Raw genomic sequence first — 10,319 nt, 5'->3', positions numbered from 1 at the left:
TTTTTTGTATTTATATTGTCTAGCTTTGAAAAATAATAAGTGTCTAAGCTTTAACTTGCTTATTAAGTTGTAAATTGCTTTGTGAGTTATATTAACAATGCCCTCATGTTTTAATCTACCACAAATAAGTTCCGGAGATATCTTCTTTTTTAACAAAGCTATTATTAGATTTTTAACTTTACAGGATAGCTTATGATTATTTGAAGTTCTGCGGCTTTGATATAGCTTCTGTGCTATCTCAGCATTATAGTCACTATTTATACTAGTGCGATTAAGTTCCTTTTTTATAGCTCTTTCACTATAGCCAATTTTATTGGCTATTTGAGATGTTTGGTATCCTAATTTAAGTAATTCTTCTATACAATATCTATTTGAAAGAGTTAAGTGCTTTGGCATTTTTTAGTTCCTTATCGTTTATTTTAGTTTCGTCAAAACCTAATAAACTATATTTGGAACTCTCTTTCAACTATTTAAAACTTTCAGAATACAATCTAGCATGAAAAAAATAGTATTTCTATTCATATTGGTATTTAGTGCTTTAAGTCTTAATAGTTGCTTGCTAATTGGTGCGGGTGTATATGGTGTTGATCAAGCTGCATCATATTCAGAGAATCTTGATTACTCAGTTGTAGAAGTTAATAAGGCTGTTTTAGATACTTTAGCAAAAATGCCAGGTGTAACCATAACTAAAAACATTATAACTAATCAAGCATTAGAGATTGATGGTAGTGTAAATTCAAAGAGATTTAAAGGTACATTCAATATTAGTGTAGCTAGGATAGCTGACAATTCATTAACATTAACTATTAAATACGATATATTTGGTGATAAAGTTCAGTCAAAAAGATTCCTCGAAAATGTAAAATCAAACTTACATAAGAATTACAGTTAGAAAAATTTCTCTTACAAATCGTTTATAGTTTGATTAACTCTGTAAACTCATCGACATATTGCTTTTGTACTGTCTCAACATTTACTTTGTCAGAAAAATCAGATAATTGACACATTTGTAAATTTGTATAACCACATGGATTTATATAACTAAATGGCATAAGATCCATTTTAGTATTTATAGCAATGCCGTGGTAGCTTTTACCTTGCTTTATTCTTAAGCCAAGAGAAGCTATTTTTTTGTTATTTATATATATGCCATGAGCATTTTCAATAGTATGAGAATTGAGATTATAATGCTTTTGAAGTATATTTGTACAAGCTTGCTCAACTATATCAACCAATTTCTTTGCGCCAAGTTTATTTCTTTTTATGTCTAGCAAAAAATATATTACAGCCTGACCAGGACAATGATAAGTAACTTGTCCACCACGATCAGTTTCAACAATTGGGATGTTATGTGTGTTTAGAATGTGTTCGGGTTTGCCATGCTTACCTTGTGTAAAGACACTAGGATGCTCAACAAGCCAAATCTCATCTTTAGTAATATCACTTCGCTTATTTGTAAAATCAACCATATCTTTAAAAACTTTTGAATATAGTTGTAAACTTAAATTCTTTATTATGATATCTTCTTTCATAAATATAAGTTTCTTATAGAACCATATGAACTTCTGGATGACTTGATATTTCTTTATAAATATTATCTAATTGCTCTTTACTATCAGCTGTAAATATTGCTGTTATAGATATATATTTTCCAGTTTTGCTTTCTTTAGAATTAAAATCAATTTCACTATGTTTAGGTACATATTTTTCAAAAACTTTAAGAATAGCTTCTACAGTTTCTTTTTGAGGGTTTGCCATTATTTTAATTGGAAACTGGCAAGGAAATTCAAAAAAAGTTTCTGGTTGATTATTATTATTTTCTTCAGACATCATAAATCCTCTATTTTGGTTATAAAATTACCACCAACCTCTTTGTGATATATCATTCATAGATACTACTGGAACACTTGCTATTTTTTCTTTAGTATCACCAAGTGTTATAACGAGCTCACCTACAGTTTGTCCTTTTTTAATTGGAGCTTTTATACCTGGCGTGAAGACTATACCTTGTTTTAAGAATGGTATATATGTTTTAGGCACTGTTTGGTATATGTTTTGAGTTGAAGCAACCGTTATTTTTTGTCCTGCCTTAGCATTAGGAATATTATCTGCACTTATCGTAACAGGCGAGTTAGCCTTGTATAGCAGAACATTTTCATATTTACTTATAGCATATCTTAGCAGTTTAGATGATTCTGAGTCTCTCTTAGCTGAACTGCTAGTGCCAAGAACTACAAAGATGAATCTTTCACCATCTTGTTTCGCAGAAGAAACTAGACAGTAACCAGCCGCGTCCGTATGACCAGTTTTCATGCCGTCAGCACCATCAAAAGTAAATAGAAGTCTATTTCTATTATTTTGAAGAACAAAATTGTCACCTTTAGGAAATAATTTAGAACACTTATCCTGAACTTGAGAATCCAATCCTTTAGCAGAGAAGCTTTCTAACACATTACCACTAGAACGATCAAATTTTGGTAAGCATTGTTTGCGATCTGCAATGCTTACAGACTCCTGTTGTGTAGCATTCCATACCAAGCCTCTATCATCATATATTTTATATGCATCTGGGAAGTTATATATGTAAGATCTTGCTAAAAGCGCCATATCATGAGCAGTTGTATACTGCTCACCACCAGGTAATCCATCTGGGTTGACAAAATGAGTATTGTTCATGCCAATTGCTTTAGCTGTTTGGTTTATTAAATCTGTAAATGCTTCGGCTGTTCCACCAATATACTCAGCAAGAGCAATAGTAGCGTCGTTACCAGAGACAACATCCATGCCTGTAACTAAGTTTTTGACAGAAACTTTAGCACCGGCTTTTACATACATTTTAGATCCTCCAGTAGAAGCAGCCTTTTCACTTATCGGTACCATAGTATCCCAACTCAGATTTCCAGCTTTGATTTCACTAGCAACAATATATGATGTCATGATTTTTGTTAAGCTAGCGGGAGGTCTTCTAACATCCATATTCTTTTGGCTAACTATATCTCCAGTACGATAATTCATAGCTACCCATGCTGGAGCATCTAATTCAATATTAACTGGTCTTACTATTATATCTTTTTGTGCTAGTCCATTACCGCCGTTAAAATATGGGTCAGAACTGGACGAAATATTTGGAGCTGCGAAAGCCGTAGTGGCCACCAAACTAGCTGTTAATAAAGCTATCTTTTTAAATTTCATAATTTTCCTCTTTAAAATCTTGATTAAAGTGTAATTTGTAAATAATATCTCACGACATTTTAATATTTATAGGTTATAAACACAAAGGTTTTTATGATAGACTCTTTTGTAGTGTATCAAGCATTTATGCTTTAGCAAAGATATAGGAGAAATTGTTATGCTAAAAAATATACCTTGTGGAAAATATGTTCCTAATGATTTCAATGTTGTAATTGAAATACCTCAAGATAGTGATCCGATCAAATATGAATTTGACAAAGATAGTAATATGATTGTAGTTGATAGATTCATGTCATCTACAATGAGATATCCGTGTAACTATGGTTTTGTTCCAAATACTCTTTATGATGATGATGACCCTATTGATGTATTAGTTTTAGCCCCATATCCATTGGCAGTAGGTTGTGTGATTAACTGTAGAGCTGTTGGTGTTTTCAAAATGGAAGATGATGGTGGTGTTGATGCTAAAATTATTGCAGTACCAAGCTCTAAGCTAACTAAAGAGTATGATCATATTAATGATGTTGATGATTTACCGGTAACACTAAAGCAAAGAATTGAACATTTCTTTACTCATTATAAAGATCTGGATTCAGGCAAATGGGTAAAAGTTGATGGTTGGGATAATGCTGCTTTTGCTAAGCAAGAAATTAAAAAATCTGTCAGTAACTATAAATAAATTCTTCTTTTGTTTTAAATATTTTTAGTCTCAGAATCATTTGTGATAATATCTATAACTGAATCAAATATTCTTTTTAAAGTTAATAATGAAAATAAGTAAAGAGAAAAATATTAAATTAGCGATCTTTGATGTTGATGGGGTTCTCACTGATAGTAGAATAATAATCTCAAATGACGGGAATGAATTTAAAAACTTCAATGTCAAAGATGGACTCGGCTTAGTCCTGCTTCAAAAGTTAGGTGTTAGAATAGCTATTATAACTGGCAAAGAATCAAAGATTGTTCATGATAGATTTATAAGCTTGGGCTTAGATGCTGAAGATATTTATCAAGGGCAAAAAAATAAAATTAAGGCATACGAAAACTTAAAAAATAAGTATGATTTAAATGATCAAGATATTGCTTATATGGGTGATGATCTACCAGATCTTGTCTTGATGAATAAAGTGGGACTATCTGCAACTCCTTTTGATTCGATAGAAATAGTAAAAGAATATGCTGACTACATTTGTCAAAACAGAGGTGGTAATGCTGCTGTTAGAGAGTTTTGTGATTATATTATCAAGCATATGGGATTACATAATAAAATCATTAATGACTTTTTAGAATTTGGCGGAGTGAAATAAGGATAAAGATGAAGTTCTTCACTAAGTATTCTTTATTTGCGAATGTACTCTCAATAATAATTATTATCTTTGCTATGCTTTATATAAGTTATAACGCTCTAGATGGTGCAAAACCTCTTAAAAGTAACCAACAAAAAAATCGAGTTGAGTTGAAAGCTTTTGATTTTACTTATAATAAGTATGATGTAAAAGGTAATTTAGCAACAAACTTTTTTTCTAAAGAGTTAAGGCGTTATATCAATCAAGATTTATTTATGATTGATCTTACTGAAAAAAGTTATGATAGTAAAACTGGTAAGTTGCAATGGCAAGTTAAATCTAAACATGGTTATATTCAACAGTTTACAGGGCAGAAATTAACTCACTTATATGATGGTGTTGATTCCATTATATTCACTAGTGATAACTCATTAGACTCTAAAAATAATAAAAAGTCTGATTCAACATCTTTAGATAAGATTTTTATTAAAACGTCAGAGATATTTTATAACTCAGGTTCAAAAGACTTTTATAATGCTAGATTTACAAAAATGTTCGATCCCGAAACTGGTAATAATACAACAGGCATAGGAGTAACTGGCAACTCAAACTTAAAGGTTATAAGACTTGGACAGAATGTAAGGAGCTACTATGCGTCGAGTTAGATTGATTGTGGCAATTTTTCTCTCGTTTACATCATATGCCTTTTCAGATGTAAGCGAAAATCAGATTGATAGTAGTCTCCCAATGTATGATGCTGCACTTCAAGAAGACAATGTTGCTGATAATGAAAAAGAAGATAATTCGCCTACTAATAGTCTAAAGGAGTATGGTCCTGTTACTATATGTTCTGATAGTGTCACCTATGATGATAATCGGCGTGTAATTACTTATTTAGGTAATGTATTTGTGATGCAGATTCATGATAATCATATTCTTTGTCATAAGCCTACAACGCCTAAAGATAATATTGTTTACTTCGAAAGAGATCATTCACTAACTCTAGAACAATTACAACAAAGTTGGCTAACGACAGCTAAAAAACTTTGTGCTGAGCAAAAAGAGTGTAACTTTATATCTGGTCAAAGACTAGTAATAAATTTAGATGATAAAAAGAAGCTAAAAACCTTCACTATGATTTCGGATGATAATCATAATTCTCAATTTTATACTTATCCTACAAACTCAAATCCAGATTATAATACAGTCAAAACTGCGACTAGGGGACCTGTTGAAGGTCAGTCAAAGATGGTAATTTATCATGTGAATGATAAGCATCTAGAAATGTATAGAAAGGCTGTAGCTTATCAAAATGATAATGTTTACAAAGGTGAAAAAGTAATCTTTGATATTGATCACGATTTAATATCTATTCCAAGTAGTGAAAATAGAAGATCTACAATAATCTTAGATGGGGTGCAGAACCAGACTAGAATTGATACTGGGCTTACACCTATTAGTGATTATGGTAAAGATAGACAAAAAGGAAGTGTGACAGGGTTGAACACTTATAACACCAGTACATAATTTCAAGAGTGGTTTAAAATGGAAAAATATACATTAGAAGCAAAAAAATTAGGCAAAAAGTATGGTGCTCGCTGGGTAGTAAATAATGTATCTATGAAAGTTTCAACAGGTGAAATTGTTGGGTTACTAGGTCCTAATGGTGCTGGGAAAACCACTTCTTTCTATATGATTGTTGGACTTGTCGCTGCTACACGTGGCAAGATACGCATGGGTGATGAAGATGTAACAAAAATGCCAATTCACTTAAGAGCACGAAGAGGGTTGGGATATTTACCTCAAGAGGCTTCTGTATTTAGAAAGCTAAGTGTAGAAGATAATATTATAGCTATATTAGAAACTCGTAAAGAGCTTAATAAAGTCCAAATTGAAGAAAAACTTAATGAACTTTTAGATGAGTTTAGTATTCAACATATTCGCAAAAGTTTGGGTATGAGTTTATCTGGTGGAGAGCGAAGAAGAGTTGAAATTGCAAGAGCTTTAGCTATGGACCCTAAGTTTATTCTCCTCGATGAACCATTTGCAGGGGTTGACCCAGTTTCTGTAATTGAAATTAAAGAAGTTGTAAGACATCTTAAAGATAGAGGGATAGGTGTATTAATTACAGACCATAATGTACGTGAGACGCTTGATATTTGTGAAAGAGCATATATTGTGAATGCTGGAAATATGCTAGCCGCTGGTTCACCAGAAGAAGTCTTAGCTGATGAGACAGTTAGAAAAGTATATCTTGGAGAAAATTTTAAATTGTAATTGATTACACAATTCATAAAAGGAAATAAATTATGCAAATTGATCTGACAAAATCAAAAGTGGTTTGTGTTGGTAGGAATTATGTTGAACATATTCATGAGCTAAATAATGAAGTTCCAGAGAGCCCAGTCATATTTATCAAGCTTAATTCGAGCATATCTAAAAATCTTAGATTATCATCAGCTAGAGAAATTCATTATGAATGTGAGATAGTTTTTGCATTTGATCATGATTCAAATATAAAAGCTGTAGGTTTAGGCTTAGATTTAACTGATAGAAATTTACAATCAAAACTTAAAGCCAAAGGACTGCCATGGGAATTAGCTAAAGCTTTTGATAATAGCGCTGTGATTAGCGAGTTTGTTAAGATTAATAATCAGGATATTGAGTTTCTAAACTTTAAAGCGTATAAAAATAACTCTTTAATTCAGCGAGGTGGCTACGATTTAATGATTTATAAACCGCAACAAATTATAGATTTTTTAAGGCAAAATGAGATATCTGTGGCTGAAAATGATTTACTAATGACAGGAACACCCAAAGGTGTTGGAGTAGTAAATGAGGACGATAAATTTAGAATAGAACTCTTCTGTAAAGATAGAAAAATATTAGAAACAACTTTTGGATAAATAACATATGTGGGCAATTGTAGGAAGCAGTGGTTTTGAATCTTTTGATGATTTTGAGATTATAGAGGAACTATCACGAGAAACTCCATTTGGGTTATGCTCAAACGGCCTCTTTAAAATAAAAATAGAAGATAAAGAAGCATTATTCCTGAATAGAACTGGTTTAGGTCAGAATATATTACCACATCAAATAAACTACAAAGCAAATATATATGCTTTGAAAAAATATGGAGCTACTTCTATAATTGCCTTATCTTCAGTTAGAAGTTTAAGAGAAGAGTTAAAACCTGGAGATATGGTTACTCCATATCAGTTCATTGATAGAACAAAATCTTTACGAGAATTTACTTTTTGTGAGCAGGGACTGCTTAACTATGTATCTCTTTCAAAACCTATAACAGAGAGTATAGCTGAAGAAATTAGAGCAAAGAAACAAGAATTTGATTTTGATATTCATTTTAAACAGAGCTACGTATGTATAGATGGACCACAGTTCCCTACTATAATAGATGCTAAATGCTTCCAGAGTATGGGAGGTGGTGTCATAGGTATGACAGCATTTCCAGAGTTTGCTTTAGCAAGAGAAGCTGGGCTTAACTATATTAGCTGTAACTTTATTGTTGACTATGTTCCTTGGTCATATGATGTTAGAAATCTCTATAACGTTTTAGAGATAAGAGAAACAAATAATCTGAAAACAGAAAAACTAGTTAAGTGGTTAGTAAATAATTTACCTTTTTATGCTGAAAATGATTGTCATGAGCTTGGTATTGCTCGATATTTATCAACACCTATTGAGTCGTTATCTCCAAATAAAAAAGAATGGCTTAAAGTCATAGCTAGAGATAATTCTGAACATGAAGAAGCTCTTGATGCTGAAATCCTTAAAAAAGTTCCAGACTTATATGGTGGTATCAAGACTATACCTGCTAAACTACAGGATTTATTGACTTTCATTAGTAAGTTTGACAGAGATGGCAATCGTCAAGATATTGATACCACAAGAAAGGCTGCTGCATCACTAGGGTTATATAGTTATCCTAAAGTGGATCTTGAGAGTGTTGAAGATATTGAAATTACACATAATGATGGTCACAATATCCCTGTTAGAGTATATAATCCTAAAGTTGATGAGAAACTTAAGGTAATAATTTTTTCTCATGGCGGAGGATTTGTATCTGGTACACTTGATTCATTTGATGCTTTTTGTCGTAAGCTTGCATTGACTACCAATAGGATTGTTTTTGCGGTTGATTATCGTCTTGCACCTGAACATAAATTTCCAGCTGGTCTAAATGATGTCGAGTTTGTTGCAGAGTATGTTTATCTGCACTCTAAAAGGCTAGGAGTTTCTCGTAAGAAATTTACTTTAATGGGTGATAGCGCAGGAGCTAATTTGACAGTTTTGGCAACTTATAATCTACTTCAGAAAAGTAGTGTTAAAATTGGGAATAATATTATTCTATATCCATCTGTTGATTTATCGCATATGCCTACGAAATCGCTTGAAGACTATTCTAGTGGCTATATTTTAACTAAAGCAAAAACAAAATGGTATTCTGAGTTGTACGTGCCTGAAGGTATGGACAAATGTTCTCCAGAAATATCTCCATTTTATATTAAAGAATTGGATAATATGCCGAGAACTTTAGTTATGACAGCAGGCTATGACCCTTTAAAAGATGAGGGATTATTATTTGCTGAAAGACTTCTTAGACATAATGTTGAGGTACAACATTATCACTTTGATAGTTTAGTACATGGTTTTATCAATTTCTCAAAATTGATTCCAAAAGAGATGGAAATACTTCATTCTAGAGTTGTTAAATTTCTTGGCTAATTATGAAAAATTATCTACTACAAATCGAGTACTTTGGTAAAAACTATTGTGGCTGGCAAAGACAGTCTCATTCACCAAGTATTGAAGAAGAGCTAGAAAAAGCACTCTCAAAAATTGCAAATCAAAATATAGAAGTTACTTGTGCAGGGCGAACTGATACCGGAGTACATGCGACTTCGCAAGTTGTTAACTTTCATTCAGATGCAGATAGGAATCTTAGTTCTTGGATGAGGGGAACGAATGCTCTTTTATCACAAGATATTAAAATACTAGATATTAAAGTAGTTGATAATGATTTTAATTCTAGATTTACAGCGACAAATAGAACTTATAATTATATTATCTATAATTCTGCAATTAGCTCATCAATATTCGCAGAACACTGCTTGTGGGAAAATCGTCAGCTAAATATAGATAAAATGAATCAAGCTTGTAAATACTTATTAGGTGAGCAAGATTTTACATCTTTTAGATCATCTCAATGTCAGTCAAATACACCATTTAGAAATATTCAAAAAGCTGAGTTTATTAAACAGGGAAGTTTTATAGTATTTGAGGTTGTTGGCAATGCTTTTTTGCACCATATGATTAGAAATTTTATAGGCTCCTTACTAAAAGTAGGTTTAGAGTTTGAATCTCCAGAATGGATTAAGCTAGTATTAGAAGCTAAGGATAGAACAAAAGCAGCTGAAACAGCTAAAGCACACGGTCTATATTTTGTTGGAGTTGAGTATCCTGAGTTTAGCTTTAGACGTCGAGTCATAGAGCTTTTTTGTTAGTCTAATAATTTAGTTTTCTATGAAAGTCTTATACGACTATATATTTAATATATGCTAGATTGTATTCTGAAAGTTTTAAATAGTTGAAAGAGAGTTCCAAATATAGTTTATTAGGTTTTGACGAAACTAAAATAAACGATAAGGAACTAAAAAATGCCAAAGCACTTAACTCTTTCAAATAGATATTGCATAGAAGAATTACTTAAATTAGGATACCAAACATCTCAAATAGCCAATAAAATTGGCTATAGTGAAAGAGCTATAAAAAAGGAACTTAATCGCACTAGTATAAATAGTGACTATAATGCTGAGATAG

General features: G+C 31.8%; 14 protein-coding genes. 10 read left to right on the top strand and 4 right to left on the bottom strand.

The features are described from left to right. Positions 1–396: helix-turn-helix domain-containing protein (locus F8C69_RS06125; protein ID WP_159184581.1), on the bottom strand; the 396-nt coding region annotated here is incomplete at its 3' end. 100 nt (positions 397–496) lie between these two features. On the opposite strand from F8C69_RS06125, the gene F8C69_RS06120 reads away from it, so the two are divergent. Then, complete coding sequence (locus F8C69_RS06120; protein ID WP_159184580.1) at positions 497–892, top strand: DUF3568 family protein; 396 nt, start codon at positions 497–499, stop codon at positions 890–892. A 22-nt stretch (positions 893–914) separates the two neighbouring features. On the opposite strand, the gene lipB is transcribed toward F8C69_RS06120, so the two are convergent. The 3 genes from lipB to F8C69_RS06105 are packed head-to-tail and all read right to left on the bottom strand — an operon-like array spanning position 915 to position 3,192. Then, complete coding sequence (lipB, locus tag F8C69_RS06115) at positions 915–1,532, bottom strand: lipoyl(octanoyl) transferase LipB (protein ID WP_159184579.1); 618 nt, start codon at positions 1,530–1,532, stop codon at positions 915–917. Positions 1,533–1,545: 13 nt separating this feature from the next. Continuing rightward, positions 1,546–1,830, bottom strand: coding sequence for an HP0495 family protein (locus tag F8C69_RS06110; protein WP_159184578.1), 285 nt, complete (start codon positions 1,828–1,830; stop codon positions 1,546–1,548). A 27-nt stretch (positions 1,831–1,857) separates the two neighbouring features. Continuing rightward, complete coding sequence (locus tag F8C69_RS06105; RefSeq protein ID WP_159184577.1) at positions 1,858–3,192, bottom strand: D-alanyl-D-alanine carboxypeptidase family protein; 1,335 nt, start codon at positions 3,190–3,192, stop codon at positions 1,858–1,860. Between the two features lie 157 nt (positions 3,193–3,349). Between F8C69_RS06105 and ppa the strand changes: the two genes are divergently transcribed. From ppa to F8C69_RS11055, 9 genes are all read left to right on the top strand, one after another. After that, positions 3,350–3,871, top strand: a complete 522-nt coding sequence (ppa, locus tag F8C69_RS06100) for an inorganic diphosphatase (protein ID WP_159184576.1) — start codon at positions 3,350–3,352, stop codon at positions 3,869–3,871. Between the two features lie 88 nt (positions 3,872–3,959). Then, positions 3,960–4,499 (top strand): KdsC family phosphatase, encoded by a 540-nt coding sequence (locus F8C69_RS06095; RefSeq protein WP_159184575.1) that lies wholly within the window; start codon positions 3,960–3,962, stop codon positions 4,497–4,499. 8 nt (positions 4,500–4,507) lie between these two features. Then, entirely contained in the window at positions 4,508–5,143 is a 636-nt protein-coding gene (gene lptC, locus F8C69_RS06090; RefSeq protein ID WP_159184574.1) for an LPS export ABC transporter periplasmic protein LptC, read from the top strand. Next, the gene (locus F8C69_RS06085; RefSeq protein ID WP_159184573.1) at positions 5,130–6,005 is read left to right on the top strand and encodes an LptA/OstA family protein; all 876 of its coding nucleotides are present in this window, start codon (positions 5,130–5,132) and stop codon (positions 6,003–6,005) included. The genes lptC and F8C69_RS06085 overlap by 14 nt, the downstream gene beginning before the upstream one ends. A gap of 18 nt (positions 6,006–6,023) precedes the next feature. After that, the gene (gene lptB / locus F8C69_RS06080) at positions 6,024–6,755 is read left to right on the top strand and encodes an LPS export ABC transporter ATP-binding protein (protein ID WP_159184572.1); all 732 of its coding nucleotides are present in this window, start codon (positions 6,024–6,026) and stop codon (positions 6,753–6,755) included. A 32-nt stretch (positions 6,756–6,787) separates the two neighbouring features. Next, on the top strand, positions 6,788–7,384 hold the full coding sequence (locus F8C69_RS06075) for a fumarylacetoacetate hydrolase family protein (protein WP_159184571.1): 597 nt from the start codon (positions 6,788–6,790) through the stop codon (positions 7,382–7,384). A gap of 7 nt (positions 7,385–7,391) precedes the next feature. Beyond that, positions 7,392–9,224 carry an alpha/beta hydrolase fold domain-containing protein gene (locus F8C69_RS06070; protein ID WP_159184570.1) on the top strand — a complete coding sequence of 611 codons (1,833 nt, stop codon included), beginning with the start codon at positions 7,392–7,394 and terminating at the stop codon, positions 9,222–9,224. A gap of 2 nt (positions 9,225–9,226) precedes the next feature. Then, the gene (truA, locus tag F8C69_RS06065) at positions 9,227–10,003 is read left to right on the top strand and encodes a tRNA pseudouridine(38-40) synthase TruA (RefSeq protein ID WP_159184569.1); all 777 of its coding nucleotides are present in this window, start codon (positions 9,227–9,229) and stop codon (positions 10,001–10,003) included. 153 nt (positions 10,004–10,156) lie between these two features. Further along, on the top strand, positions 10,157–10,319 hold a 163-nt coding region (locus F8C69_RS11055), incomplete at its 3' end, for a helix-turn-helix domain-containing protein (RefSeq protein ID WP_159183823.1).

This window comes from Francisella noatunensis subsp. noatunensis (assembly GCF_009823375.1).
Taxonomy (GTDB): domain Bacteria; phylum Pseudomonadota; class Gammaproteobacteria; order Francisellales; family Francisellaceae; genus Francisella; species Francisella noatunensis.
This window is presented reverse-complemented; position numbering and strand designations above follow the sequence as displayed.

Excerpts from the sequence above, each read along its gene's own strand:
- F8C69_RS06120 (WP_159184580.1), top strand. The coding sequence starts at position 497 with ATGAAAAAAATAGTATTTCTATTCATATTGGTATTTAGTGCTTTAAGT.
- lipB (WP_159184579.1), bottom strand. The coding sequence starts at position 1,532 with ATGAAAGAAGATATCATAATAAAGAATTTAAGTTTACAACTATATTCA.
- F8C69_RS06110 (WP_159184578.1), bottom strand. The coding sequence starts at position 1,830 with ATGTCTGAAGAAAATAATAATAATCAACCAGAAACTTTTTTTGAATTT.
- F8C69_RS06105 (WP_159184577.1), bottom strand. The coding sequence starts at position 3,192 with ATGAAATTTAAAAAGATAGCTTTATTAACAGCTAGTTTGGTGGCCACT.
- ppa (WP_159184576.1), top strand. The coding sequence starts at position 3,350 with ATGCTAAAAAATATACCTTGTGGAAAATATGTTCCTAATGATTTCAAT.
- F8C69_RS06095 (WP_159184575.1), top strand. The coding sequence starts at position 3,960 with ATGAAAATAAGTAAAGAGAAAAATATTAAATTAGCGATCTTTGATGTT.
- lptC (WP_159184574.1), top strand. The coding sequence starts at position 4,508 with ATGAAGTTCTTCACTAAGTATTCTTTATTTGCGAATGTACTCTCAATA.
- F8C69_RS06085 (WP_159184573.1), top strand. The coding sequence starts at position 5,130 with ATGCGTCGAGTTAGATTGATTGTGGCAATTTTTCTCTCGTTTACATCA.
- lptB (WP_159184572.1), top strand. The coding sequence starts at position 6,024 with ATGGAAAAATATACATTAGAAGCAAAAAAATTAGGCAAAAAGTATGGT.
- F8C69_RS06075 (WP_159184571.1), top strand. The coding sequence starts at position 6,788 with ATGCAAATTGATCTGACAAAATCAAAAGTGGTTTGTGTTGGTAGGAAT.
- F8C69_RS06070 (WP_159184570.1), top strand. The coding sequence starts at position 7,392 with ATGTGGGCAATTGTAGGAAGCAGTGGTTTTGAATCTTTTGATGATTTT.
- truA (WP_159184569.1), top strand. The coding sequence starts at position 9,227 with ATGAAAAATTATCTACTACAAATCGAGTACTTTGGTAAAAACTATTGT.